The organism is Bombilactobacillus apium (assembly GCF_013385145.1).
Taxonomy (GTDB): domain Bacteria; phylum Bacillota; class Bacilli; order Lactobacillales; family Lactobacillaceae; genus Bombilactobacillus; species Bombilactobacillus apium.
Genome location: NZ_JABZEC010000003.1, coordinates 165,062 through 191,597, shown reverse-complemented (window position 1 = coordinate 191,597; position 26,536 = coordinate 165,062). Strand labels below are relative to the sequence as shown.

28 protein-coding genes and 1 pseudogene are annotated in these 26,536 nt (G+C 41.7%); 17 read left to right on the top strand and 12 right to left on the bottom strand.

The features are described 5' to 3' along the window. Positions 1 to 7: 7 nt before the first annotated feature. The gene (gene menB / locus HU830_RS04360; protein ID WP_176942565.1) at positions 8 to 826 is read right to left on the bottom strand and encodes a 1,4-dihydroxy-2-naphthoyl-CoA synthase; all 819 of its coding nucleotides are present in this window, start codon (positions 824 to 826) and stop codon (positions 8 to 10) included. Between the two features lie 32 nt (positions 827 to 858). On the opposite strand from menB, the gene HU830_RS04355 reads away from it, so the two are divergent. Continuing rightward, on the top strand, positions 859 to 1,230 hold the full coding sequence (locus HU830_RS04355; RefSeq protein WP_176942564.1) for a PaaI family thioesterase: 372 nt from the start codon (positions 859 to 861) through the stop codon (positions 1,228 to 1,230). Between the two features lie 108 nt (positions 1,231 to 1,338). On the opposite strand, the gene HU830_RS04350 is transcribed toward HU830_RS04355, so the two are convergent. The 8 genes and pseudogenes from HU830_RS04350 to HU830_RS04325 form a co-directional block, all read right to left on the bottom strand. Beyond that, positions 1,339 to 1,668, bottom strand: coding sequence for a hypothetical protein (locus HU830_RS04350; RefSeq protein WP_176942563.1), 330 nt, complete (start codon positions 1,666 to 1,668; stop codon positions 1,339 to 1,341). Between the two features lie 115 nt (positions 1,669 to 1,783). Continuing rightward, positions 1,784 to 2,661: pseudogene (locus tag HU830_RS04345) on the bottom strand (shikimate dehydrogenase). Positions 2,662 to 2,714: 53 nt separating this feature from the next. Next, a complete protein-coding gene (locus tag HU830_RS08865) occupies positions 2,715 to 3,224 on the bottom strand; it encodes a hypothetical protein (protein WP_324196304.1) in 510 nt (169 codons plus the stop codon). Then, a complete protein-coding gene (locus HU830_RS08860) occupies positions 3,188 to 3,814 on the bottom strand; it encodes an FAD-dependent oxidoreductase (protein WP_228765788.1) in 627 nt (208 codons plus the stop codon). Before HU830_RS08860 ends, HU830_RS08865 begins: the two co-directional genes overlap by 37 nt. Positions 3,815 to 4,014: 200 nt before the next feature. Then, positions 4,015 to 4,392 (bottom strand): FMN-binding protein, encoded by a 378-nt coding sequence (locus HU830_RS08855; protein WP_228765786.1) that lies wholly within the window; start codon positions 4,390 to 4,392, stop codon positions 4,015 to 4,017. A 15-nt stretch (positions 4,393 to 4,407) separates the two neighbouring features. Continuing rightward, entirely contained in the window at positions 4,408 to 5,172 is a 765-nt protein-coding gene (gene aroD / locus HU830_RS04335; protein ID WP_176942562.1) for a type I 3-dehydroquinate dehydratase, read from the bottom strand. Positions 5,173 to 5,424: 252 nt separating this feature from the next. Next, entirely contained in the window at positions 5,425 to 5,997 is a 573-nt protein-coding gene (locus HU830_RS04330; protein ID WP_176942561.1) for an SH3 domain-containing protein, read from the bottom strand. A 114-nt stretch (positions 5,998 to 6,111) separates the two neighbouring features. Next, positions 6,112 to 6,552 carry a Fur family transcriptional regulator gene (locus HU830_RS04325; RefSeq protein WP_176942560.1) on the bottom strand — a complete coding sequence of 147 codons (441 nt, stop codon included), beginning with the start codon at positions 6,550 to 6,552 and terminating at the stop codon, positions 6,112 to 6,114. A gap of 163 nt (positions 6,553 to 6,715) precedes the next feature. Between HU830_RS04325 and HU830_RS04320 the strand changes: the two genes are divergently transcribed. From HU830_RS04320 to HU830_RS04310, 3 genes are read left to right on the top strand one after another with little or no spacing between them, the layout of a single operon-like run. Continuing rightward, a complete protein-coding gene (locus HU830_RS04320) occupies positions 6,716 to 7,552 on the top strand; it encodes a metal ABC transporter solute-binding protein, Zn/Mn family (protein ID WP_176942559.1) in 837 nt (278 codons plus the stop codon). After that, the gene (locus tag HU830_RS04315) at positions 7,552 to 8,181 is read left to right on the top strand and encodes a metal ABC transporter ATP-binding protein (RefSeq protein WP_176942558.1); all 630 of its coding nucleotides are present in this window, start codon (positions 7,552 to 7,554) and stop codon (positions 8,179 to 8,181) included. Before HU830_RS04320 ends, HU830_RS04315 begins: the two co-directional genes overlap by 1 nt. Then, positions 8,181 to 8,969, top strand: a complete 789-nt coding sequence (locus HU830_RS04310; protein WP_176942557.1) for a metal ABC transporter permease — start codon at positions 8,181 to 8,183, stop codon at positions 8,967 to 8,969. Before HU830_RS04315 ends, HU830_RS04310 begins: the two co-directional genes overlap by 1 nt. Before the next feature lie 248 nt (positions 8,970 to 9,217). Here HU830_RS04310 and HU830_RS09180 read toward each other — a convergent pair whose 3' ends face one another. From HU830_RS09180 to HU830_RS04295, 3 genes are all read right to left on the bottom strand, one after another. After that, positions 9,218 to 9,652: an HAD hydrolase-like protein gene (locus HU830_RS09180; RefSeq protein WP_407647479.1), complete on the bottom strand. Its 435-nt coding sequence runs from the start codon at positions 9,650 to 9,652 to the stop codon at positions 9,218 to 9,220. 306 nt (positions 9,653 to 9,958) lie between these two features. After that, positions 9,959 to 10,957 carry a D-2-hydroxyacid dehydrogenase gene (locus tag HU830_RS04300; RefSeq protein ID WP_176942556.1) on the bottom strand — a complete coding sequence of 333 codons (999 nt, stop codon included), beginning with the start codon at positions 10,955 to 10,957 and terminating at the stop codon, positions 9,959 to 9,961. A gap of 19 nt (positions 10,958 to 10,976) precedes the next feature. Beyond that, entirely contained in the window at positions 10,977 to 12,152 is a 1,176-nt protein-coding gene (locus tag HU830_RS04295; protein WP_176942555.1) for an aminotransferase class I/II-fold pyridoxal phosphate-dependent enzyme, read from the bottom strand. Between the two features lie 482 nt (positions 12,153 to 12,634). Here HU830_RS04295 and HU830_RS04290 point away from each other — a divergent pair, with 482 nt between their 5' ends. The 13 genes from HU830_RS04290 (at position 12,635) to HU830_RS04230 (ending at position 26,230) form a co-directional block, all read left to right on the top strand. After that, a complete protein-coding gene (locus HU830_RS04290) occupies positions 12,635 to 14,026 on the top strand; it encodes an amino acid permease (RefSeq protein ID WP_176942554.1) in 1,392 nt (463 codons plus the stop codon). A gap of 25 nt (positions 14,027 to 14,051) precedes the next feature. Further along, complete coding sequence (locus tag HU830_RS04285; protein WP_176942553.1) at positions 14,052 to 15,137, top strand: S66 family peptidase; 1,086 nt, start codon at positions 14,052 to 14,054, stop codon at positions 15,135 to 15,137. Positions 15,138 to 15,596: 459 nt separating this feature from the next. Further along, positions 15,597 to 16,298 carry a MerR family transcriptional regulator gene (locus tag HU830_RS04280; RefSeq protein WP_176942552.1) on the top strand — a complete coding sequence of 234 codons (702 nt, stop codon included), beginning with the start codon at positions 15,597 to 15,599 and terminating at the stop codon, positions 16,296 to 16,298. 328 nt (positions 16,299 to 16,626) lie between these two features. Then, complete coding sequence (locus HU830_RS04275; RefSeq protein ID WP_176942551.1) at positions 16,627 to 17,316, top strand: ABC transporter ATP-binding protein; 690 nt, start codon at positions 16,627 to 16,629, stop codon at positions 17,314 to 17,316. Then, positions 17,306 to 18,574 carry an ABC transporter permease gene (locus tag HU830_RS04270; RefSeq protein ID WP_176942550.1) on the top strand — a complete coding sequence of 423 codons (1,269 nt, stop codon included), beginning with the start codon at positions 17,306 to 17,308 and terminating at the stop codon, positions 18,572 to 18,574. Before HU830_RS04275 ends, HU830_RS04270 begins: the two co-directional genes overlap by 11 nt. Before the next feature lie 477 nt (positions 18,575 to 19,051). Continuing rightward, complete coding sequence (locus HU830_RS04265) at positions 19,052 to 20,104, top strand: SIS domain-containing protein (protein WP_176942549.1); 1,053 nt, start codon at positions 19,052 to 19,054, stop codon at positions 20,102 to 20,104. A 12-nt stretch (positions 20,105 to 20,116) separates the two neighbouring features. Continuing rightward, positions 20,117 to 20,563, top strand: coding sequence for a PTS sugar transporter subunit IIA (locus tag HU830_RS04260; RefSeq protein ID WP_176942548.1), 447 nt, complete (start codon positions 20,117 to 20,119; stop codon positions 20,561 to 20,563). After that, on the top strand, positions 20,541 to 21,014 hold the full coding sequence (locus HU830_RS04255) for a PTS sugar transporter subunit IIB (RefSeq protein ID WP_176942547.1): 474 nt from the start codon (positions 20,541 to 20,543) through the stop codon (positions 21,012 to 21,014). Before HU830_RS04260 ends, HU830_RS04255 begins: the two co-directional genes overlap by 23 nt. 15 nt (positions 21,015 to 21,029) lie before the next feature. Continuing rightward, a complete protein-coding gene (locus HU830_RS04250; protein WP_176942546.1) occupies positions 21,030 to 21,830 on the top strand; it encodes a PTS mannose/fructose/sorbose/N-acetylgalactosamine transporter subunit IIC in 801 nt (266 codons plus the stop codon). Next, complete coding sequence (locus HU830_RS04245; RefSeq protein ID WP_176942545.1) at positions 21,823 to 22,641, top strand: PTS system mannose/fructose/sorbose family transporter subunit IID; 819 nt, start codon at positions 21,823 to 21,825, stop codon at positions 22,639 to 22,641. The genes HU830_RS04250 and HU830_RS04245 overlap by 8 nt, the downstream gene beginning before the upstream one ends. A gap of 186 nt (positions 22,642 to 22,827) precedes the next feature. Then, positions 22,828 to 24,597 (top strand): BglG family transcription antiterminator, encoded by a 1,770-nt coding sequence (locus tag HU830_RS04240; RefSeq protein ID WP_176942544.1) that lies wholly within the window; start codon positions 22,828 to 22,830, stop codon positions 24,595 to 24,597. Between the two features lie 360 nt (positions 24,598 to 24,957). After that, the gene (locus tag HU830_RS04235) at positions 24,958 to 25,800 is read left to right on the top strand and encodes an aldo/keto reductase (RefSeq protein ID WP_176942543.1); all 843 of its coding nucleotides are present in this window, start codon (positions 24,958 to 24,960) and stop codon (positions 25,798 to 25,800) included. A 22-nt stretch (positions 25,801 to 25,822) separates the two neighbouring features. Further along, a complete protein-coding gene (locus tag HU830_RS04230) occupies positions 25,823 to 26,230 on the top strand; it encodes a MerR family transcriptional regulator (RefSeq protein ID WP_176942542.1) in 408 nt (135 codons plus the stop codon). Positions 26,231 to 26,536 lie beyond the last annotated feature (306 nt).

Genomic DNA, 26,536 nt, shown 5'->3' with positions numbered 1-26,536 from the left:
TCCTTTTTTAAGGAAACTTAGGAAATTGATCAAAATCGGGATGTCTTTTTTCTAGAAAAGCATCACGACCTTCTTTGGCTTCATCAGATTCATAAAATAACATCGTCGAGTCGCCCGCCATTTGTTGCAGTCCGGCCAAGCCATCAGTATCAGCATTCATGGCGGCTTTAATGAACCGCAGAGCCGTCGGGGATTTCTGGAGGATTTCTTGACACCAAGAAATAGTTTCGGTTTCGACTTGGTCAAGCGGAACGACTTTATTGACCCAACCCATTTGGAAAGCTTCTTGAGCGGTATAAGGATGGCAGAGGAACCAAACTTCTTTGGCCCGTTTGTGACCAATGACCCGGGCTAGATACGCAGAACCATAGCCGGCGTCAAAACTACCTACCTTCGGGCCAGTTTGCATGAATTTGGCATTGTCGGCAGCAATTGTCAGGTCACAGACTAACTGGAGAATATTCCCTCCGCCAACGGACCAGCCGCGCACCATGGCGATTACCGGCTTGGGGATAATTCGAATTAAGTGTTGCAAGTCTAAGACATTGAGGCGGGCAATATGATCTTTGCCGACGTAACCCCCGTTTCCGCGCACCTTTTGATCGCCTCCCGAACAAAAAGCTTCATCACCTTGTCCAGTTAAAATAATGACGCCAATCGTCGCATCATCGCGACAATAGTTAAAAGCGGCAATCAATTCTTGAATTGTGTCGGGAGTGAAGGCGTTGCGGACTTGTGGTCGATTAATCGTGATTTTCGCGATCTTTTCGTGCCGTTCAAAGAGGATTTCTGAATAAGTAGTAATTGTTTGCCAGTAAGTGGACATAAAAAAACTTCCTTTCTCAAATGAGGTGCAAAATGGATTTAATTAAATATCTCGGAATTGAAACAATCGAACTAACTGCCCAAAAGGTCCGTTTACGTTTGGCAGTTACTCCCCAAGTTAGCCAACCAGCGGGGCTAGTTCATGGCGGAATCAACTGTGTGCTTGCCGAAACGGCTGCTAGTTTGGGCGCCAGTTACCAGCTAGACAAAAATCAACAAGCTGTGGGTAGTCAAATTAATACATCCCACTTGTGCGCCGTTCGCCAAGGTTGGTTGTGGGTGCAAGCTACTCCCGTTCGGCAAGGTCGCCGCCAAGAAGTCTGGATAGCTCGAACCTACCAAAAAAGTCCAGCAGAAACGACTAGCTTGAGTACCGTCACTTTGAGCATTATCAACTCAACTTAATTATTATTATACTCAAAAAGTTTAATTTAGGGTTGCTTTTTAAGCTGATTTTCTCTACCAAAAAAGCAGATCACGCGACGTAATTGCGGCATAATCTGCTTTTTTTAATTAACGATCGGGATCGGTGAGCGCTTGTTTTTGATCGCGGTACCACTGTTCCCAAGCAGTGTCGTCTGGGAATTGTTCCAAGTCGATTTGGGCATTAGTAATCACGTCATCTAACAAAGCGGTAATAATTTGCGGATGCTTCTTGACTAATACGGGAACGATATCTTTCATCCGAAAATTTCGATCCTGATTGATAAAGAAATTCAATTCGGTATCGTGATTATCGGTATCGTATTGGGAAACCACCTCTAAATCGTTATCCTGAAAATGATGCACATAAAATTTCAGAAAAGCGGCCATTTCTGTTTCGCTGTATTTCGCTGTCGCCATTATTTTAACCTCTATTCCTTGCGTACTGCCTTTAATCATCTCACGACTTAGAAATATTGTAAAATAAATCGTAAAATTACGCCAAACTTCCTGCGGGATTAAAGAAATGACCCAGTTAATCTTTGTCAGAGAAGAGCAATTGGCGCAAGTAATCGACCGGCATTTCTTGCTTGGTCCAAAGTTTGAAACAAGCTGCTCCTTGTTCAAGCATCATTTCCAAACCATTGAAAATATGGTGCACGCCCGCGGCTTGGACGACTTGCATCAGTTTCGTGGTCCGCGGAGCATAAACGGTATCAAAAACAATCATTTCCGGACGAAAGACTTGGGGATCATTGACCAAAGTCTCGTTTTCTAAAGGTTTCATCTCCACGCCCGTGGCATCGCAGTAGATGGTGCTAGCTTGAATTTCCGTGTGAAAAGTAGTCTGATCTTGCAGATCGAAGAGTTGAGCATGACACTGGGTTTGACTATTAATAACATCGACGGTTCGGACGGCATTGTTCCAAAAACGATCTTTTAAGTTGAAAACAGAAATTTCTCGAACTCCAGCGAGGGCCGACTGGATGGCAATCGCGGTTCCGGCGCCACCGACTCCGGCGAGAGTTATTTTTTCGCCTCGGAGATCAATATTTTCGGCGACCAGAGCTTGAATAAAGCCAATCCATCAGTCGTGTAGCCGGTCAAGACCCCGTGATCATTAACAATCGTGTTAACGGCCCCAATTATTTCGGCAGTCGGATTTAATCTGTCTAAAAGAGGAATAACTGCTTGTTTGTTGGGCATGGAGATATTGGCCCCGCGCATCTCTAGAGTCCGAATGGCTTGCACTGCTTGCGGCAGTTGTTTATTACCAACTTCAAAAGCCAAGTAAGCATAATTAAGTCCCAGTTTATGAGAAGCAGCATTGTGCATTGTAGGGGACATTGAATGGCGAATGGGGATCGCCAAGAGACCAATTAAAATCGTATACCCGTTGAGTTCTTCTAACATGAGTCAAGTCTCTTTTGAATTTAATTTTGGCTAGCTAAATACCTACTAGCAGCTTACCCCGCAACATAAGCAGAAGCGATTGCCCAAGTATTAATCATGCTGGGCATGGAATCGTTACCGTTGACACCCCCGATAATTTCTCCGGCTCCGAAGTAATTGGGAATCAAGGTCTGATCCTTAGTTTGCAGATTTAAATGTTGGGGATCGATAAAATAACCTCCTAAAGTTGTCGCGAAACGATCGCCTTGTTCCATCAAGTAGTAAGTATCACCTTGATAGGCTTGGAGATACTGCGGGTCCCGGTGAAATTCAGGATCGTTTTTTTGAGCCGCATAGTTTTGATAATTAGTAAGAGTTGTTTGGAGCTGACCAGCAGGAATCCGGGCAATCTGCGCGACAGTGGCTAAGGAACCTCGAGCAAAGATTGGTCGTTGATCAGGATGGTCAAAGTAAGCTTGGATTTCACTCGCCGAAAAGTCATGTAAGACTAAAAGCTGGTAAACTACTTCCCAAGTCCGTTGATCCATCAAAAGATAGGCGCGCCGATTGGGCTCTTGCAAGATAGCGCCGCGTAAAGGGGCATAAACATCAGATTCGTTAATGAGCCGTTGGCCCCGCTTGGTTGACGTAAATTGTCCCCCAAATCAGTCGCTTTTTTGGAAGCATAGGTGGTTAATTTGGCCACGCCGGGTTCGACTTCCACACCATGGGGATAAATTTTATACCAATCTAAGTTATGCGTCGCCAAGTTTAGGGGCCTGTTGAAACTATAGGCGTCACTAGTGGAGGTTAAAGGACCATAGTAGTTCAAACCTTGACTTTCTGGTCCTCGCATTTTTTGATTGGCTCCGTGCCCACCCGCCGCTAGAACGACGGTTGTTGCAAATAAGTCATAACTAATATTTTTCCCAAGAGCTTGGACTCCTTGGACTTGTTTTTGATCATCTAACAATAATTTTTCAACCCGGGCTCCGCAAATAAGTTGGCCGCCGTGGTCTTGGAAAGCTTGCGCGACTTTTTGAATAAATTCATAACTGCTGGCGGTTGGAAGTTCAATTTGCCGGGCTAGCGAGTGTTCTGGCGTTTGGGTTTGCGAGGGCAATTGGGCAAAGTCAGCAATAAAGTCCATGGCTGGGCCAATACTTTGGACCATCAAGTGGGTCAAGGCCGGTAGATTAGTGTTCTTACTTTCTCGGGCGACATCTTGGGCTAACTTTTCGGGAGTATCTTCTTGCTGACCAAAAATTTGCTGGGCTAAGCGTTATCTGGTAGCGGTTACATCAGAGCCGTTTAAAATAGTCGCGCCCCCTAGGTAGCTGTTCTTTTCCATTAAGATTACTTGGTGTCCTTGAGCTAAAGCTTGACAATCGCGACCAGACCAGCCTCTCCGCCACCGATAATTAAAACTTCGGTGGTGATCTTTTTGTTTTCTGGAACTGCCGGAGCTGTGGTTCGGGGAGTTATTTGCAGATTATTGTGGGCGAGTTGTTCTTGCGCCGAATCGAGGAGGGTTTGGCTCATGACGGTGGCGCTGCTAATCGTATCGACGGCAAAAGTTTGTTGGTTGAGAACCTCGGCTTTAATTTGGTCAATGACCTGATCAAAGATCCCTTTAGTTTCGGAGTGGTGGGTAATTTTAAAGTCGGTAATCTTCTGATCTTGAACTTCAATTTGATAGTCGATTTCACCGTTATGTGCTTGCGCCTGGCCAGTGATCTTTTGTTTGGTCATCTAATTGCTCCTTTTCTAGCTAGTTAAAGCTAAATCTGCTAAGTCATTTTTCAAACGAGAAAGGCTCATTTGTCCGGGAGCTGAGACGGTTTGGACGGCAGCAAAGGTTAAACAAGAACCGAAAACTTCACCACTAATACGGCTCACCTTACCTAAATCGCCCATCGCCATTGTGATCAACGGAAGTTTTAAAATTTGATGCATATTGTTAGTTGCATTTAGGAGGGTTAAGACTTCCGTTGAATTGTGGGGGGTAACGGCAATTTTGACAATATCGGCTTGCATTTGCGCCATTGTTTGCATCCGCTGTTCTAATTGTTGCTGGTCAGGAGTTCCCTGAAAATCGTGGCTACTCAAGATAACAATTAAATCATGTTGGTGAGCGCGCTGAATCAGTTCTTGAATGATCGTGGGACTTCGAAAGAGTTCTAGATCAATCGCGTCCGCAAAATCATTTTTTAAAAGATCATGATAGATATTCTGGTAAGATAAGTCGCCCAGTTCAACTTTTCCTCCTTCTGGACCGGAGCGTAAGGTAACGATCAAGGGAATATCTCCCAGTAACTGGCGTAACTTGTGCCCATTTGCCGCTAATTGTTCAGCTTTTTGGAGCGCAGAATAAAAATCAAGCCGCCATTCTAAAATATCTGGTTGCTGTTCTAGAGCAGCTTGGGCTTGGTCTAAGAGATCATCATCAGTCGCTCCCGTTAAAGGAACGGCAATTTTAGGTCGACCCGAACCAAGTTGAAGTCGGCGGAGGGTGACGATTTTCTTTTCCATTGAAAAAACACCTTTCTAAAGTATTTGTTAATATTGCTCAATATTTCACTATGAATTATAGCACTTTAAAAATCGAGGAGAAATAAAAATGAATCCGCTTTCTTAAAAGAATTATTGTACAAATCACTAAAAGAGTGGGGTTGAAAGAAGCTTCCTAAAGTGGATGAATATTTCCAATATATAAAAAGCCCAAGAGAATTAGCTTTTTCCTTGGACTTGTGAGCGATGCTTATTATGATGATTTTTTAAATATTACTCCAACGCAATTTCTACATAACAATTTTGCCCCAGAGGGGTAGAATATTTGAGCCAAGTGGAACCATTAGCTTGTAATTGTTCTTGGTAAAAAACCTGCTCCCCTGGATGGTAATATCCGACAATTTTACCTTGGAGACTCGGAGCCAAGCGAATCGCTGCTGGTTCAAGGAATTGGTAACTGCCCGCTGCGGGAAGTCGAGAAGCTGAGGCCACAAGGGATCTGGGAGCAGGAACTTGCGTGGTCATGATCAAGTGATCGCGCAAAGCCACATAGCTAAACTTACCGAGAACATTATAATATTTGAGCCAAGTTTGTCCCCGAGCGTAAATTCGCGCTTGGTAATAAAGAGTTTCTCCCGTTTGAAATTGCCCCACAATAGCGGCATTTAAGTGGGGCTCCGAATAAATATTAGCGGGATAGACGAAACGATAGCTCTTATTATGATTCATGGTGGTCAGAAAAGTATGTTCTGGATGAAAGTCGGTAGCTTTGCTAGTGTTAAATTTTGTTGCGGTCAGGGGTTTGAATTTTCCGCTGACGTTTTTAGATAGTGAATAACTGCCCATGTTATTTTGCTTCCCCAATTTTAAAAAATAAGTATTATTTAACAAAAAAGTGCTTAATTGACGGTAAATTAATTGCAATTATCATAGCTAAAGGGGGGCTAGTTGGCAAGTAAATTAATTTCTGGTGGCTGATTTTATTTGACATTGCTCACAAAGTCCCCAAATTTCTAGATTGTAAGAGTTAATTTGGTAATTTTGTAGTTGGGGCTGCTGAATAAAGTGATCTGGGAGATTGATTGCCAAGGTCCGACCACATTCTTGGCAGATAAAGTGGCTATGTTTTTCGGCTTGAAAGTCACACTGGAATTTAACCCATAAGCCAGAGGGAAACATCTTGGTTTCGACAACCCCCAGAGGTTGCATTTCTTTAATATTGCGGTAGACAGTATCATGACTCATTTTAGGAAATTGTTGCCGCAAGTGGTCGTCTAAGGCGGTCAAGGAGAGATAGTGATCAGCATGCTGGGCTAAGTAAGTTAATAAACAACGACGTTGTTTAGTGATTTTATAATGGTGTTCAGTTAGGACGACTAAGGCAGGATCAATAGTAGTCATTGAATTTCCTCTCTGATGAATAGACATCTGTGCTAAATTATGCTAAGGTTTAAAACGTAATTATTACGATTTAGATTATAAAAGAAAGATGAGGTTTCGTCAATTGCAACGAATAAAGTATTATTTCCTCGCTAGTTTTACATTAATAATAAGTTTTTTAGCATTGGGATGTCAAAGTCAGACACCCAAAAATCCAGCCGCCGCCGCCAAAATTAAGATCGTGGCTTCAACTCCTACTTATGGGCAAATGGCCCAAGCAGTTGGAGGTAAGTATGCTAAAGTAACGACAATTATGAAGCAAGCTGATGCCAACCCGCATGATTTTGAACCCAATGTTCAGCAAGCTAAATTGGCCAGTCAAGCGCAAATTGCCGTCTACAATGGTCTAAATTATGATTCTTGGATGCAGAAGTTACTAGCCAATAATCAAGAGGTTAAAAAATTAAATGTCGGTCGACTGCTGGGACAAAAAACGGGTGCTAATCCCCATATTTGGTATCAGCCGCAGGCTTTAAGCAAGGCTGCCCAAAGTTTAGCGCAACAATTGGGTCAACAGAAACCGAAACAACGCCAGTATTTCCGGAAACAGGCTCAAAAATATCAAGCCCAAGTTCAGCCGGCTCAAGCCACGCTTGCTAAAATTAAAGCCCAGCGAACAAGCAAAATGGTGGCGGTCAGTGAACCGGTTTTTGATTATTCCTTAAAAGCCATGGGTTATCAGATCGCTAATCCCCAATTTGCGGAGGCAATCGAAGCCGGAAACGATCCTTCCCCGCAACAAATTGCCCAATTACAAGCGCAAATTAAGCAGCACCAACTGACTTTTTTCGTTTGGAATCGGCAAGCAAGCAGTAAAACGATTGATAATTTAGTGCGGCAAGCTCGTAAAGAAGGCATTCCCATTGTCCAAGTTCGGGAAACCCAACCGGCCAACCAGACTTATGGTCAGTGGCTCGAAGAAACGTATCAACAAGTCTTAAAAATCGAGGCGAAGCGGTAGTGAAGCCCAACATTTTAATTCAAGCCAATCAGCTTCAAATGAAGTTTGGCAATCAATTAGTTTTTCAACAGGTCTCTTTTCAAGTCCAAAGAGGCGATTTCTTCTCGATTGTGGGGCCTAATGGAGCGGGAAAAACAACTTTGTTGCGTCTCATCTTAGGTCAATTGAAACCTACTCAAGGACATTTACATTTGAACTTAGCCTTACAGAAGATGGGCTATGTTCCGCAATTTCGTAATTTGGATAGCGAATATCCTTTGTCAGCTCAGGCTTTTGTGGAGTTGAAATTAACCCATTCTTACTGGCCGTGGTTGACCGCGAGTGAAAAAAAACAAGTTGCCCAAGCTTTAACCGCGGTTCATTTACAAAATCAAGTTCGTGCAAGAGTTGGGCGCATGTCCGGTGGGGAAAAGCAACGCGTTTATTTGGCCCAGGCTTTAGTCGCTGAACCCGAGTTATTGATTTTAGATGAACCGACGGCCAGTTTAGATACTCAAGCCAAGCTAGAAGTTATGGATGTGGTGGCGGAGTTAAATCAGCGGGGGACCACGGTGATCTTGATTACTCATGATGAAGCTTTGTTAGCACGATACAGCACTAAAAAATTAGTTTTGGGGGCCACTGTCTGATGTTCAAGTTAGCTTTTATGCAAAATGCTTTTTTAGTGGCCACGGTTATTTCCATCCTCTGTGGGGTAATTGGGGTCTTTATTATTGCTCGACAACTGTCATTTTTAACGCATACTTTATCGGAAATTGGGTTCTCGGGGGCTAGCTTTGGTCTTTGGCTGGGCTGGACACCCTTAAATGGGATGTTGAGCTTCACGATCATTAGTGCCTTGGTTGCTGGCTGCTTGGGCCGCGACAAACCGCTTAAAGGAACCGTAATTAGTGTCATCTCAGCTTTCTTTATGGGACTTGGAGTCTTATTTTTGACAACTGCTAAATCTGGCAGTAGTTATGCCACGAATATTTTATTTGGGAGTATTGTCGGAATTAGCTCCCAAGATGTACAACAGATTGTAGTGATTGCGGGATTGGAACTAGTCGTGATGTTCTTTTTGTATCGGCAACTGAAATTTGATTTCTTTGATCCGATCGGAGCGCAAACTAGTTTTCGTCATAGTTGGATCTTAAATCTGATTTTTCTGGTGATGATGTCCTTGAGTGTCAGTGTCGTTTCCCAGATTGTAGGGGCTTTGTTAGTCTTTGCCCTCTTAACTTTACCAGCAGCTTCGGCACAATTTTGGGGCCGTTCAGTGCATGCTTTGACTTTGTGGAGTGTCGGTTTTGCCTTGGTAGGAACTTGGCTGGGTCTAGTTTTGGGCTATTGGACTAACCTGCCGGTAACTTTCTTTATTACCACAATTGAAACGCTGATTTATTTGGTTTCTGCTGGCCTTGGGCGTTTGCGCTAATTACTAATAGGAAGAAACTATTTTTTAAGAAGTAGAAACGAGCATTAAAGTAGAAGATTATTGATTTAAATTAAAAAGGCCCAATTGAAAATCGCTTTTTCAACTGGGCCTTTTTGGCAACTTATCGTTAGTTTTCTTCCTTATCGGTCAGCCGATTTGGGGTGCAAGCAACACTTGTTGTAACTGGGAATAATTTTGAACTTCAAAAGTTGCTTGGTAATTAAAAGGATTACTTTGACCCTGGGGGTTTACCAGACACTGGAAAGACTAACCCTGCAAGCCCCTAAAATATCGAATGGGAGACGATCACCGATCAGAATCGCGTTTTTGGAACTTAAGTGCGGATAGGATTGATAAAGCGGTGTAAAGAAACGGGGACCAGGTTTGGCAAAGCCACTGTTTTCGGAAATGAAAACTTGGTCAAAATATTGTCTGAGACCAGATCCGACTAATCTTTGAATTTGAGTGGTTTGGACACCATTGCTGGCGGCGATGAGAGTTTTATGGTTTTTTCGTAAATTTTTTAGAAGTCGGTCTGCTCCGGGAAGAATTCGAAAATTATGATCGAGTAATTGGCGATACTGTTTTTCTAACTGGGGACCATCCCAAGTAAAGCCTAGCTTTTGTCCGGTGAGCGCAAAACGTCGTTCAAATAGAGGAGTTCGGGGGGAACCGTGTTCGATTTTTTGCCAAAGTTTTTGATTAATTTTTTGATAAGTAGCTAATCCTTGGTCCAGATTACAGATGCCTTGTTCTTAGAGAATCTTTTGGACACCCGCTTTTTCACCAGCTTGAAAATCAAGTAGTGTATCATCTAAATCAAAAATTAAATATTGGAACATAAAGTTAGCTCCTTTCTTTGGTCCGTATAAGATTAGGAAGGATAATCAGCTCTATTTTAAGGCTAAGTACTAGTTAACAAAAGATCAAAAAACAGCTAAAAAGTTAATTTTAGCTGTCTTTTTTGGATGAATAAAAAGGGAGTAAGCTTAAGGATTAACGATATGCTGGCTCGTTTTTCCTTCCATTAAAGCTTTAATATCATCGAGACTGATATCAATCATGTTTTCCACGGCAGTATCAGTATAGAAAGCCATGTGGGGGGTTAAGATGACATTGTCGAGATCTAAGAGATGTTGAAATTGCGGGTCGTTAATCGGTTGATTGCGCATATCGTGAGCAAAGAAGTCGGTTTCTTGCGGCAAAGTATCTATGGCGGCACCGGCGATCTTCTTTTGATCAAGAGCATCGATTAAAGCCTGGGTATCAACAACAGCTCCCCGAGAAGCATTGACCAAGTAGGCGGTTGGTTTCATCTGGCTAAGGGCCTGGGCGTCCAGTAAATTGATGGAAGTGGGGTTTAAGTCGACGTGCAGACTGATAACGTCACTTTCTTGGAGAACTTCTGACAGCGATTTAAAGGTTAAAATATCCTCTAGCTCAGGATTAGGCTTGGTATCATAGGCGATTACGGTTGCCCCCAAGGCGTGGAAGAGACTTGCGGCAAGGCCACCAATCCGTCCAGCGCCGATAATTCCAATGGTCAAGTTGTGAATCTCACGGGCTTGGAGACCAATGTAGCGGAAGTCATGAGCCGCCATCCGCTTGTCAACGAGTTCTAATTGACGAATCAAACGGAAAGTTTGAGTAACTGCCATTTCGGCAACAGAGTGGGGAGAGTAAGCTGGCACGTTGGTAATCACGACGCCGTTGTCTTTAGCGGCTTTTAAGGCGATATTGTCAACCCCAGCAGTTCGGCTGGACATGGTCATAATTCCAGCAGCTTTTAATTGAGGAAAGATTTCAGCGTCTACGGGTTCATTTTGTTGGATATTCAAGGCATCACAGTTCGCAGCGATTTGAGCGACATTTTGCGGATTGAGTTCCTCGGCAACTGTAGCGATTTGATATTCAGGATTTCTTTGGCCCCAAGCCTTAATAGCGGGCATTTCGTCGTCGCGAACTGAAGTTAAAATAATTTTTTTCATTGTTAGTTCCTCCTAATAATTATTGAGCGGCTCGTTGTTTTTGGACATACTCTTGTAAGAGTTTCATTCCGCGTTCAACATTGTCTTGGCTGGTAGCATAGCTGAAGCGCAAGCAGCCTTCTCCACCGGGGCCAAAGTAAGATCCCGGAACAGCTGCCACCTTACCTTCTTGCAAAAGGTCTTGGGCAAAAGCGACATCATCTTGATTTAGGTCTTGGGGAATTTGGGTGAAGATGTAGAAGGCTCCACGAGGTTGTGGTCCGGTGAAACCGAGGTTTGTTAAAACTTGCATAATGTAATCCCGCCGTTTTTGATATTCAGCTTTCATCGGCTGGCAATCATCAGGACCATTTTCCAAGGCTTCACGCGCGGCATCTTGGGTGACCGTTGCGGCAGTTGTGATCGTGAATTGGTGAATCTTACCTAATTCTTGGGTAATGGCTTTCGGGGCACATAACAAACCGATTCTCCAGCCGGTCATCGCGTGAGACTTGGAGACCCCGGTGACTAGAATTGTCTGTTCTGGGAGAGTTTTAGCCAGTGAAGCGTGTTTTTGATCATAGTTTAATTCGCTGTAAATTTCGTCACACATCAAGAAGATATCCCGCCCGCGGACGACATCAGCCAAGGCATTCAATTCTTCTTGGCTGTAGGTGACGCCAGTTGGGTTAACTGGGTAATTCAAAACTAATAAGCGCACACTGTCACTTTCGCGGTCCAAAGTTTCTTGGAGTAAGTCAGGAGTCAATTTGAAGTCGGTAGCTGAAGTGTCAATTAAGACTGGTTGACCACCGGCAATCATCGTATCAGCAATGTATAAGGGGAAGCAAGGAGTGGGAATCAAGACCTTTTCGCCCGCATTCAGGACCGACAAGATAATTGTATAGATGGCTTCGCTCGCACCACAGGTGACGATAATTTCTTCAGGACTGTAATCTTGGTCATACTTTTGTTTCAAGAAGTTACTAGCAGCTTCTTTTAATTCGGAAATTCCATTGGAAGGAGCATAGTGGGAACGATTGGCTTGGATACTAGTAATTGCCGCCTCTTTGACATGTTCCGGAGTTGCAAAATCAGGTTCACCGACGGTGAAATTAACGGCACCGGGAGTTTGGTCTGCCAAAACGGAGAAGCTGAGAATGGGGGAAGGTTTAACTAGTTTAAGCTTTTGATTCATGTGGTCGACAAGGTTCATCTAAAAAACTCCTTTCAAAAATAAAAATCTCCAGATAAGAGAACTCATCTGGAGGTAAACATTGCTAGATTGGGAGCCTCACAGATTAAGTTTTAACCTGCGAGGCGTTAGTTGCAACACGAAACAAACTTTCGTCGTCTCTGGCAGGTGCAAATTAGATTCGTGTTTGCACCTATTAAGAATTAATAGCCACAAACACTAGCTAAAGAAACGAAAGTAATAATGCCAAGTATTCAACTGTCGATTATGTCTGGCTTGCATCATAATTCTCCTTGTGGTTGAATAGCTTTAATGTAATATAACTTAGGGAAACTGTCAACTTTTTTTAATCTTAGTCTCATAGAATTTTTGCTTTTTTTCAAAATTGCCCAATTAAGAAAGAAATTCAGAGACTGTGGCTGAAAAAAACAACTGTTGACAGGCTATAAATTATCATCTATTCTAAAAATTAATTTTTGATTAAAGTAAAAGGAATTGATAATATGTCAGTCTGGAAAAAGATGACGCAAAAGGCGAGTGCGCAACAGTACTTGCAAGAAGACGTCAAGTTCAATAAAACTTTGCGGGCCAAAGATTTAATGGCCTTGGGAATTGGGGCGGTAATCGGCGCCGGAATCTTTATTTTACCCGGAACAGTTGCCGCGACTAAGAGTGGTCCCAGTGTGATCATTAGTTTCTTATTGGCTGCCTTAGTCTGTGCAACGGCCGCGATGTGTTACGCAGAATTTGCTTCCACTCTTCCGGTTGCCGGAAGTGCTTATTCTTATGGAAATATTGTTTTTGGTCAATTCATCGGTTGGGTGATTGGTTGGGCTTTAATCTTGGAGTATATGTTAGCAGTCGCCACGGTTTCGGTTGGTTTTTCAGCTTACTTTAGTTCCTTCTTACAAGGTTTTGGTCTCCATTTACCGCAAGCGATTTCGGGACCCTTTAATCCGGGACAACATACTTATATCAACTTAGTTGGAGTAATTGTCATTTGGTTAATCGCTTTTATGTTATCTAAAGGAATGAGTACTTCCGTTAAAGTCAACGATGCAATGGTGATCGTTAAGATTTTGATTATTATTGTCTTCATTGTTGTCGGCCTCTTCTACGTGAAGCCCAAAAACTGGACTCCTTTTGCGCCCTTCGGTGCTAGCGGGGTCTTCAATGGAGCGGCGACAGTCTTCTTTGCTTATTTAGGTTTTGACGCGGTCTCTTCTTCGGCACCTGAAGTTAAAAATCCGCAACGAAATTTACCCATCGGAATTATTGGAACTTTAGTTGTGGCGACAATTCTCTATATGATTGTTTCTATCGTCTTAACCGGAATGGTTCCTTACAAACAATTAAATGTGGCGGACCCGGTGGCCTTAGCTTTACAACTATCCCACTTAGACTTTGTTTCGGGAATTATTTCCATCGGGGCAATGGCGGGGATGTTAACGATGATGGTGACGATGATTTATAGTAGTTCGCGGCTCGTTTATGCAATTGGTCGGGATGGCTTGTTACCCAAGAGCTTAGGTTCTTTGAATGCCAAACATTTACCCAACCACAGTTTATTAGTCGTAACCATCATCATTTCTTTGATGGGTGGTTTAATTGACCTTGATAAGTTAGCCGAATTAGTAAATATTGGAACTTTAATTGCTTTCGCCTTTGTTTCCTTGGGGATTATTCCTTTACGGAAGCGGACCGATCTAGTTAATGATGGCTTCAAAGTTCCGGGTTATCCAGTTCTACCAATTATTTCCTTGTTACTCTGCTTAGCCTTAATGACGCGCCTTCAAGCAATTACTTGGATTGCTTCTGTCGTTTGGTTTGGTCTAGGAGTCATTATCTATCTGACCTACGGAATTCATCACAGTAACTTGAAAATGGAGGAGTAATTTTTAATTTGGGAAGGTGAGCGTCATGCAAAAGTTAGTGAAACCGAGAAAGTTAGTCGCTGGTGATCGAGTGGCGATTGTTAGTTTATCCAGCGGGATTTTGGGTGAAAAATCCAGTCAGCATCAACTTTGGCTCGGCCTGAATCGTTTACGCAATGAATGGCAACTAAATCCGGTTTTCATGCCGCATACTTTAAAGGGCGTCGCTTATCTGGCCGATCATCCCGAAAAAAGAGCCGCTGATCTTAAACAAGCCTTTTTGGACCCCCAGGTGAAGGCAATTGTCACGGCAATTGGGGGTGAAGATACTTTTCGTTTAGTTCCTTACTTGGCCGAAGATCCAGAATTTCAGCAGGCGGTTCGCACGCAACCGAAAATCTTTACTGGTTTTTCAGATACGACGGTTGATCACTTATTGTTATATCAGCTGGGGTTAGAAACTTTTTATGGACCTAATTTTTTGAATGATTTGGCGGAATTGGATACCCAGATGTTGCCCTATACGAAAGCTGCCTGGCAACATTTCTTTGAAAATCCGCCCCAGACGCAGATCGCGGCCAGTCAAACTTGGTACGAGGAGCGAACGGACTTTTCCCCGATTGCTCTAAATACTCCCAGACAAGCTTATCCAGATACGGGTTATCAGGTTTTGCGTGGTCAAGGAAAGAGTCAGGGACGGTTGTTGGGTGGCTGTCTAGAAAGCCTGTATTCACTTTTAGTTCCCGAGAATTTTACGCAAGAACCCGAGGTGAATTCCCGTTATCAATTATTACCGTTGGCGGCAACTTGGGATGATAAAATCTTATTCTTGGAAACTAGTGAAGAACAAATTCCACCACTGCAATATCAACGGATGATTCAAAAGTTGATTAGGGTGGGAATTATTCCCCGGGTGCGGGCTTTGGTGATTGGTAAACCCCAAAACAAAGTTTATTATGACGAATATCAGCAGATCTTGTTGACCGAAACGGCTCCCTATCAGACGCCAATTTTGTATAATTTCAATATTGGACATGCCTATCCGCGAACGGTTCTTCCTTATGGAGTTCAGGCGGAGATTGACTGGGACCAAGGAACTTTTATTATTTTAGAAAAATATTTTGCAGAATAAAATTAATTAGAAATGACGTCTTTTCCGAAAGGAGAAGGCGTCATTTTTTGATATCAGGCCAAAGGGGATTATGAGGGCTGAATTAGTTTAAGCGAAAAAATTAGTAGTGGAGTGTTTGTTGAAAGTTATTTTTGTTTTAGAAAGTTTTGGATTTAAGTTAAGAAAGTCAGAAAAAAATTAAAATAACCGTGATTTTTTAGGGATTTTTAGGAAGCAGAAGATGGTATAATGAAAATTAATTAATGCTTACAATTTGCTTGCTGGAGGAAGAAAGAATGTCAAGACAAGGATTAAGTTTCAAAAAAATTAAAATAATATTATCATTTTAGCTTATTTATCTGGGGGGTAGTATCCTTTGGAAATCCTAAAAAATTGGGAGCGAGATAATTATTTTGTAATTGGGCTTGACCCTTACCTTAGGTCAGGGCTTATCTTAAAGTTACACGAGGAGGAATGATGATGAAAACCGTAAAGGATGTCAGTGAATTAATGGGAATTAGTGTGCGCACACTTCGTTATTATGATCAAATTGGTTTACTGCTTCCCAGCAAGTATACGGCGGCGGGGTATCGCTTATATGATGCGGCGGCTTTGCGGCGTTTGCAGCAAATCTTATTGTGGCGCGAGTTAGACTTTTCTTTAACCGAAATTAAAGCAATTTTGGCTCAACCTGACAAGGTTCAAAATCAAGCCTTAACCCAGCAAATTGACCGTCTACGCTGCCGTCGCGATCGGTTGAATAATCTTCTAAACTTCGCTCGTGTGATGCAAACTTTAGGAGGCCAAGAAATGACTTTTGATCAAGAAAAAATTAAGACACAAGCTGCTCAAGCCCGGCAAGCCTGGGAGCAAACGAAGATCTATCAAGAATACGAACAGAAAGTTCAAGCTCAAGGTCCCCAGCAACAACAAGTTTGGGGACAGAAATTATTACAACTCTTAGGCCAATTTGGGAAGCTCCAAAAGCTGTCTCCCCAAGATGCGCAGGTTCAAAAGCAAGTAGCAACGGTCCAAACTTTTATTAATGACCAGTTTTTCACTTGTTCTCGGGAAATCTTGGGGCAATTAGGACAGATGTATCAAGTTAACCCTGACTTTCGAGCAAATTTGGAGGAAGCTGGAGGCCCAGGAACGGTGGACTTTATTGCCCAAACTTTTTAAGTTTATTGCCAGCCTAACTAAAAAGAGCTCCAATCCGTAGCTTCTAGTTGCCAGAGTGAAAAAAGTAAAAAGTAATCACGTAAAGCCTGCAGGAAAATTATGCAGGTTTTTGTGTCTCAGTATAGAAGAATTTACCTTTTGGCAGACCTTTTGCGGCCATCGAAGGGCAGCCTAAAATTAAAGCTAATTTGCTTGGGACTGCGTTTTACACAGCACTAGTTTTCTTTAAAAAGAGATTAAAAACCACCTTTTTTCTAATTTTAACTTGCATGTTATTGCATGTCAGTGTACTATATAGCTATTACATGAATACAAGGGAGGACGTACGATGAGTTTACTAACAGCAGAACAAGTTGTTCGAAGCTATGGTAAAGGTGCGACCGAGTTTCAAGCTTTACGAGGTGTCAGTCTGCAAATTGAAACTGGGGAATCTGTTGCCATTGTTGGAAAAAGCGGTTCTGGTAAATCAACGTTAATGCACATTTTAGCTTTACTAGATAAGCCGACTTCGGGCACGATTACTCTGAATGGTCAGCCAACCCATAGTATTAAAGCTAAGGCCTTAAATAAATTAAGAAATGAAACCTTTGGATTTGTCTTTCAGCAATTCTTTTTAAACGCCCAAGATACGGTTTTGGAAAATGTCATGCTACCGCTCAAAATTGCCGGTTTGAAAGGAAGTCAGCGTAAACAACGAGCTTTGGCGGCGATTAAGTCGGTGGGCTTGGAGAGTAAAGCCGATAACAAAGCCAATGACTTATCCGGAGGCCAAAAGCAGCGGGTTTGTATCGCGCGAGCTCTAGTCAATCACCCAAAAATTATTTTTGCAGATGAGCCCACCGGAAATTTGGATTCACGAACTGGAGAAATGATTGAAGATATGTTGTTTAAGTTACATAAAGAACAACAAATTACTTTGATCGTGGTGACGCATGATCCCGAATTAGCGCAAAAGTGTGAGCGGCAAATTGAGATCAAAGATGGGCAAGTAATAGCGGAGGTCAACGATGAAAATTAGTGATATTTTAAATTCAGCTGTCGGGAACCTTTGGCACAATAAGGGACGGACCATTTTGACTGTAATCGCTGTGGTCATCGGGGCTTTAACCTTGGGCTTTACCCTGGGGATCAGAAATGGGGTCAACGATTATGTTAATAAACAAGTCGGAAATATTGGTAATAAGGACCAACTGATGATTTATATGAAATATGATCAGGCGGCAGCTAGTGGTAGCAAACCCCAGAAGTATGATCCAGAAAAAAATACCGCCCAAGACAATACTTTGAAGGCCAAAGATGTGGCGGTAATTAAGAAACAAAAAGAATTAAAAAATATTCAGCCCTTAAAAGATGCTGGTGTTGATTATATTCAAGGGAAAAACCACAGCAAGTATGTTTTTAACGCCACGCCACCTTTAGGAATTGAATACGATCTTAAGGTTGGACGACAGGTAGCGACAAAAGGAACAGCTAAGGAAGTTTTAATTTCCGAAGGCTATGTTAAGGCTTTAGGTTACAAGAATAGTAAACAGGCTTTGGGCAAGACGGTGTCTCTAACGGCGACCGGAAAGGCGACCCAAAAGCATGTTACTTTTAAAGCCAAGATTGTCGGCGTGCGCAATCCTAGTTTGATTGGCGGCAGTCAGTCGGTCTTCAGTCAAGGCTTAACCGATGTGATCGTCAAGGTTAACCAAGAAGGTCTACCAGAAAAATTACAAGAATCTTATATGGATGTTACCGCGGAAGTTAAAAATCCGACCGATGCTCGAATTAATCGAGTAAAAGCCAACTTGGCGAAAAAAGGATACACTGCCGAAACTTTCCAAGATTCAGTCAATCAATTACGGCAAGTGGTTAATTCAGTAACTGGCGTGTTGATGGTCTTTGGGGCAATTGCCTTAATTGCGGCTAGTTTTGGAATTATCAATACCTTGTTCATGTCTGTGCGCGATCGGACCCGCGAAATCGGATTGATGAAAGCCTTAGGCTTGAGCAGGACGAAAGTCTTCCTAATTTTCAGTTTTGAATCGATTTTAATTGGCTTTATTGGTTCGGTTGTGGGCTTATTAGCCGCGATTGGTTTAGGAAAAATTGCCAATCCGATGGCTGCTAAGACTTTCTTAAAAGGCTTAGACGGCTTTACCCTCGTCCAATTTAACTGGAGTTCCCTAATTTTAATCACCGTCATTATCTGTTTGATCGCTTTCTTAGCCGGAACTTTGCCAGCGCGCAGAGCTGCTAAACTAGATCCAATCACTGCTTTACGTTACGAATAATTAAACTTTTCAAAGGTGACCTGCCAGCAAGAAACTCGAGCGGTCGCCTTTTTTGTTATTTTTAAAAATAATTTAGATTGTTTTCTGTTAAGAAGAGATATTATTTGATAAATATCAATAATATCTCTTTTTGTTTTCTGTTATTTATCTGTGATTAATTAAAAATTATTGAAAATAAGATTTGCAAATGATTACGTATAAAAAGATAATTTTAATAAATAATTGACAGTATGAACCTTTAGTTCTTATAATACTTTTAATAGTTGAAATTAACTGCTATTTAGATGATCAATGGCAAGTAATAATAATGCTTAATAATGATCTGAATTTACTTTAACTAATAATTATATATATTTTTTGTTGTATTAATAGCTTTACAGCTACAAAGTGTATTTAATTCCTTAGAGATAAGGAAAATTTTGCAGTGGATATGATTTATTAAGCTGTTAATATAAAAATATAAAGAGGTGATAATTAATGCGGACTATGTTAGAAGTAATCAATAGCATTCCTAAGTTATTAAAAGCCCAAGTTGCCCAGGCGCCGGCCTTAAAAGCAGAATTTTCTGATCTAAAAATGACCCATGTAGTCATGATTGCTTCAGGATCTTCCTATAATGCGGCATTGGGAGCTAAACTCTTTGCTGAAGAAAAGCTTAATTTAAATATTGAATTGTTCTATCCTAATTATTTCTTGCATCATGTTTTCCCACATCGAATTCAAAAAGATGCCTTGTATCTTTTTATTTCCCAAACCGGAAGAACTAAGACGGTTTTGCATATCATTGAACAATTGAATCAAAAGGCGGTGCCCACCGCGGCGCTGACTGAATCCTTGGCTAGTCCGATTGCCCAAGCTGCTCGTTATAGTTTCCCCATTGGATCGCAAAATGAACCTTATTTGTTTCGGACTTCAGGGTATACCCTTTCTTTAGTGACTTTATACATGCTTTTATTGCAATTGTCTGTAAATAACCAACAGTTGACTCAGCCCTATCAAGATTATTATTTAGAGGAATTGAGGATTGTGGGGCGCCGTCTCCCCAAAGTCATTCGGAAGTCGCAAAGATGGTACCACCAACATCGGCAAACCATGCAAAATAGCCAGGCCTTTATTTTCGCGGGCGGCGGAGAACTTTGGGCCACGGCGCAAGAAGCAGAAATCAAATTTATGGAAATGGTCCCGATTATTACGAATAGCTATGAAATTGAAGAACTGATTCATGGTCCGCAGAATTGTTTTCATGCGGGAATGACCTTCTTCTTATTGTCGGAATCTTGGGCTGATGTCAATAAAGCTAATAAAATCCAGGCCTTTATTGAATCCGAAATAACCCCCAATGTGTTCTTGCTTTCAAGACCGATCAAGACTAATTGTTTGGAACCTCATTTTCTGGGGCAAAATTTTACAAACTTAGAATATATTACTTTTTTACAAGTTTTGAGTTATTTAACGGCGCAAGATCACAAACGGGATTTAACGAAGACCATGTTTCCGCGGTTAACTAAGTATTTGAATAAAACAGTTTAAGAAAGGAATCAGATGAATTTTTTAATTGTGACGCACGGCCATTTGGCCAGTGGCTTGCTTTCGGCTGTAGAAGTAATTTTGGGCCCACAAAAACAGGCTCAAGCCCTTGACTTGTATTTAGATCAAGAATCGCTGACCCAAAAATTTGCGCAAGCTCAAAAACAGTGGCTTTATCCAGATCAACCACTCTTAGTATTAACCGATTTATTTGGAGGTAGCGTTAATCAGGCCTTACTTAAATTAGTCGATCTCAAGCAAACTTTGATTTTGACCGGGGTTAATCTACCTTTGGTCTTGGAATTATTAACAACGCCCGCAGAGCAATTAACTTCCGATCAGATTCGGACCATTGTGGCGACCAATCACCAACAAATTATGGTAGTTAATGATCTTTTACAAGTAGCTTCAGCGGGAGATGATTTTGGGGAGGACGAAGATGATTCAATTAGTACGAATTGACGATCGTTTGTTACATGGTCAAGTTGCCTATAGTTGGAAAGGCTACTTGGACTACGAAGCGATTGTGATCGCCAGTGAAGTGGCAGTCAAAGATTCACTGCGGCAGGCGGCCATGAAAATGGCTAAGCCCGATGGAGTTCGCCTAGCGATCCGTGATATACCCGAGGCGATAAAGTTACTGCAAAATCCGCGGATTGCTCACCTAAAGACTTTTGTAGTCACTGACACGGTGGCGGGAGCGGTGGAACTACTAAGGCAATTACCGGCGGGAATTGCCCTAAATATTGGGGGGGTTCAAAAGCAGGAATTTAAGGAAAAGGTAACACCATTTACTTATTTAACTACTGCTGAAAAAATTCAATTGCAGCAGTTAGAAGCGGCAGGGACCGCAATTGATTTTCGCTTAGTCCCTACGGATACACCGCAAAAATTGGGGAATTTAATTAACTAGGGGAGATGAAAGAAGATGACCAACGCCTTCTTGGTAGGTTTAGTAGCAGCATTAATTTGGTTTGTGGAAAAAATGGGCGGCACACCCATGGTCAATCGTCCATTGGTGATTTCAACGGTTGTAGGTTTAGTTTTAGGTGATGTCCGCTCCGGAATTATGATTGGGGCTAGTTTGGAATTAGTCTTTATGGGCGCCATTCAAGTGGGGGCAGCTGTCCCACCAGACGTTTTAGTCGGTGCTAGTTTAGGAACGGCCTTTGCGATTTTATCAGGAAAAGGTTCGGCCGTGGCTTTGACCTTGGCTTTACCAATTGCCTTGCTTGCTCAATCGCTCAAAGTTATTATCTTTATCGTGCGGAGCTGGTTTATGAATTATGCCGTGACTTTGGCTAAACGGACCAATGTCAAAGGTCTTTGGTGGTTGAATATGGGAGGACTGTTATTACAATCTTTGATGTATTTTGTGGTCGTCTTTGTCGCGCTCTTATTTGGATCGCACGCAGTTGATAGTTTTGTTCAAGCAGTACCGAAAGTTATTATGAATGGACTGACAGTGGCCGGAAACTTATTGCCAGCAGTTGGTTTTGGTTTACTATTACTGCCGATGATGAATCGGAAAAATTTCCTCTATTTCTTGCTAGGTTTCTTAATGATTGCTTATGGCAAATTACCAATCGTGGCCGTAACTTTACTCGGGGTCATTTTAGCCTTTGTGATTGTCTTCGAAAAAAAGCCTCGGGAAACTAACAATACCCCGGCTAAAACAGCTGCAAATACCAATCAAGATGATAATATGGAGGATTTATTTGATGCCTAAGTCTAAGTATAGTAAAGAAGAAAAGAAATTTTTTCATGAAATCTTTTGGAATTCCTTTATTTTAGAAAACTCTTATAATTACGAAAGTCAACAATCCTTGGGTTTTGCCTTGGGGATGTGGCCGGCGATTAAACGCTTTTATCAGACAAAAGAAGAACAGGCCCAGGCCTTAGTCCGACATCTAGAAATTTTTAATACGACGCCCCATTTAGTACCGGCAATTACTGGGGTTACGGCAGCTTTGGAGAAAAAAGCCAGTACAGATCCTGATTTTCAAGTCGAGACTATCAACAATATTAAAGTTAGTTTGATGGGGCCTTTCGCGGGGATTGGAGATTCCTTCTTCTGGGGAACTTTACGGATTATCGCGACCGCTTTAGCTCTCCCACTAGCTAAACAAGGTAATATTTTGGGTCCCATCCTCTTCCTCTTGGCCTTTAATATTCCCCATCTGATTATCCGTTACTACGCGGGAGTTTGGGGCTATAGCTTAGGGACTAATTTACTGACCAGCATTTCTTCTTCAGGCTTGTTTGCTAAAATTTCGAAAGCTGCGACGATTGTCGGCTTGATGGTGATTGGAGCAATGAGTGCCCAGATGGTGCTGTTGAAAACCCCGTTAGCTTTCCATTTTGGAAAAACGAGTTTTAAATTACAGACTTATTTGGATCAAATCTTTCCCTTATTACTACCTTTGGGTTACACTTTATTGATGTTTTGGTTATTGAAGAGCAAAAAGAAGAGTCCACTCTTTGTCTTATTGTTAACAGTGGCCATTGGCTTGATGGGTTCCTTCATTGGGATTTTTTAAATAAGTGGATCATAAATTAGGGAGACCACGGATTTTTCCGAGGTCTTTTTTGGCGTAATCTTAACTTAAAAAAGGGGAAGCACGTGATACAAAAAAGATTTTCCAACCGGGAATTATTAACTTTGGAATATTTAAAAAAGAATCCTGGATATGTGACGACAGCCAAATTGGCGGCCTATTTGGGGGGTGACCTCAAAAACAGTTCAAAAAGATTTAAGTCACTTGCGGAGTCAATTAAATCAGAAACATAATTACTTGCAAGCTAAACGCGGACAGGGGTTTCATTTAGCTGATGAATATCAGTTGGCGGCCAGTTCTTTAGAATTGAGTCGGAATAAAGATGTGATTTTAAATAATTATGATCGCCTAGCCTATCTAATCCAGCGTTTGTTACTCCAGCCGCATTATTTGCGGTATGAGGATCTCGCTCAGGAAATTTTTGTGAGCTATTCGACTCTGTCACGCTGTATGAAAAAGGTGCAAGTTCTTTTGCAACAGTATCAATTACAGTTGGTCCAAAAACCTAATCGAGGAACTTGTGTTGTGGGTTCAGAAATTCAGTTTCGCTGTGCAATTGCTGCTTATTTTTACCAAAATTTCTTGAGCTCATTGTCAAATTATCAGCAAGACATCTATGATGCCCATTCCGCCTTATTGGAGCCTATTCGACAAATAATTACGACGCAATCCTTGAAAAGTAAAGTTCATTTTAGTGATCCAATGGTTGCTGATTTGGCAATCCATGTTTTAATTGCGGCCCAAAGATTAGACTTGGAAGAAGATTTGGAATATCCAACTAATTGGATCAGTGATCCTCAGCTTGAAGCGCTCGCGTTGAATATTTTGAGCGCTAGCCAGGCTCTTTTTCCTGGGAAATTGTTTACTCCCCAGACGGTTAATTACTTAGCTTACCATCTAGACTTAAAACAGATCCTCGATACTAAAGTAACCGATTTAACCGGAAAAGTAGACGCAACTTTAGATCATATTTTGGCGGAAATTGCCGATAACTTTGGGATCGATTTTACGGCTCAAAGACGTTTGTTGTCTTTTTTACAACGCCATCTTTACCAATTGCAAAGGCGGGTACAACGGCAGTTATCGGTCCAAAATCTCCGGACGCTAGTCTACTTTCGCAAGTATTTATTTGCCGCGAAGATGGTTATTTCGGTTGCACCTATTATTTCGCGAGAATTATTGGATTATCCTTTGCCTGCCAGTGAATACGGCGCCCTAATTCTTTATTTCCAAAGTGGTCTGGAGGAATTGCGGTTACAACATAAGCAGATAATTGGTCTCTACGCCGAAAACGATTGTGCCAAGGAGTTACTTTTTCAAGCCAAAATCGCTCGGATTACGCCGCCAGCACTGGATTTTCAAATTCTCCATTCGTTGACGACCGAGATTCCACCGGAGATCACCACGATAATTTCTACGCGCGCTTTAAAGCGACCGGTTGCTTTAAAGCGCTTAATTGTTTTGGATGATCTAGAAGAATTAAATTCACAAAAATTATTGCACCAAATTCAAACGATTGCTGACCCCCAGCAAGTCTTGAAGAAGTATTTACGTCCAGAAAGTTTTCTCCAGCTGACGGCACAAACGAAGGATGAAGTCCAATTAGAAATTGGTCGTTACCTTTGTCAGCAAGGTTTTTTCAAAGAAAATCTTGCCGCGCCTTTAGAATATGAGGAAATTGGTAATGGTCTCGTGCATATTCAAGACCTCAATCGAATTATCAAAGTGAATCTGTGCTTGATTGTTTCCCTAACTAAGCCAATTTTATGGGATGATACGGTTATCAAGTTGTTGTTTTTGATTAAAACTAAACGTGATGGCGATCAAGATTTGGAATTCTTGTGCCAAACTTTTTCTCAATTTGCCAATAGCATTCCTAGAATTGAACAAGCTTATCATGCCAAAAATAGTGACGAGCTCCTCCAAGCACTTAATTAAGTGTCTAAAAAGCAGCTTGAAGGAAATCTTATTTAGCTTTCAGGGCTGTTTTTTTGAACTTCGGAGAATGAGACGCTACAATAATGTTCATAAAAGATTGAGTTATGAGGAGGTACCTCGATAACTTTCAATGCCTGCAAATCTTTTAGTTAAGCTAGCTTAGAAGCTAGTTTTTTTATTTGGCTCCTGCTGATCGTTGTTCTAATAAGTACTGTAACTTATTTAAAATCGAATTTTGCCGGAATTAAAAAACAGATCTAGGAAAAAAACTATAGAAATTAAAAAAAGCTTGCCTTGGAGTGCGGACCAGGGTTTAAACTCCAAATTGTTTTCTAATTAGATCTAAAGGTGGGAGTTAAAATGTTACAGGTTCGGTTAAATGATGGTGTAAAAATGCCCCAGTTGGGTTTTGGAGTTTTCCAAATGGACGACCCCAAGGTGGCTGAGCAAGCGGTGGTGGATGCTTTACAAGCCGGCTATCGCTTATTAGATATTGCCAGTTTTTATGGCAATGAAGCCGCTGTCGGTCGAGGAATTGCCCGTAGCAGTCTTGCTCGAGAAAACTTATTTGTGACCAGTAAACTTTGGGTAACTGATACGGGTTATGAGGCTACTAAAAGGGCAATTGATAAGTCTTTGCAATTGTTAGCTTTAGATTATTTAGATTTATATTTAATTCATCAACCTTATGGGGATATTTTTGGTTCTTGGCGGGCAATGGCTGAAGCTCAAGCAGCCGGCAAGATTCGCTCTCTAGGAGTTTCTAATTTTTCACCGGATCGAGTCTTAGATTTGACCTTGTATAGTCAGATAAAACCAGCAATTAATCAAATCGAAATCAATCCCTGGCAGCAACAAGTAACAGCTGTTAATTGGCTCCAAAAATGGCAAATTCAGGCTGAAGCTTGGGCGCCGTTTGCGGAAGGTAAACAGGGAATCTTTCGAGATTCACAATTAGCCCAAATTGGGGACCAGTATGGCAAATCAAATGGACAAGTAATTTTACGATGGTTAATTCAACGGGGAATCGTGGTTTTGGCGAAGTCTGTTCATCCCCAAAGGATGGCGGAAAATTTAGCAGTCACAGATTTTCAATTGACCGCCAAACAAATGCAGGCAATCAGTCAACTAGACCAAAATAAAAGTCAATTCTTCGATCATCGAGATCCTGAATCTGTAGCTAGGATTTTTAAATTACATTAATTAGAGTTGGGAAAGGAAAATTATGAGAATTGAGGCTGTTGCCCAGCAATTTACTTTGACCAAGGATACTTTGCGTTATTGGGAACGAATTGGTCTTTTGCCGGCGATTCAACGCGATGAGCATGGTTATCGAAACTATACCCCGCACGATCTTAACTGGGTTTTTTATATTCAATCCTTACGTAAAGCCGGAATGACGATTGAAAAGTTAATTGAGTTTGTCCAGTTGTACCGGCAAGGATCGACTACCGTGCAGGTTAGAAAGCAACTTTTAGAGGATCAACGCACAGAATTAATCCAGCAAGTAGCAACTCTACAAAAAACAATTAACTATTTAACTTATAAAGTCGATCACTTTGCAGATCATACTCTAACTTATGAACAAGAAAAATTAGCCTATGATCATTTTGATTCTCGAGGAGATTCTTAGAAATGAAGTTCTTAATTTTAGACGCTTGCGGGCGGATCTCCTAAATTGTTGAACAAAACATTTTAAAAGAAGCATCTTTTGCAGACGTTCGCTTAACTTTGAGTTTATATCAGTCGGAACGCTTAGCCACGTTGGACGTTAAATTGTTCGAGAAGTTGCTGCAACTGCTCCTGCAGCTGTGAAAATAGCTTTATTAGGCCAAGATTTGGCCTGGCTGCGTTCGTAGATCCTAGTAAGGCCGGAAGTGAGAGTCTAGAAATTGCTGACCTCAAGACACAAGGATTAACTCGGCTGGTCTTTTGAAAA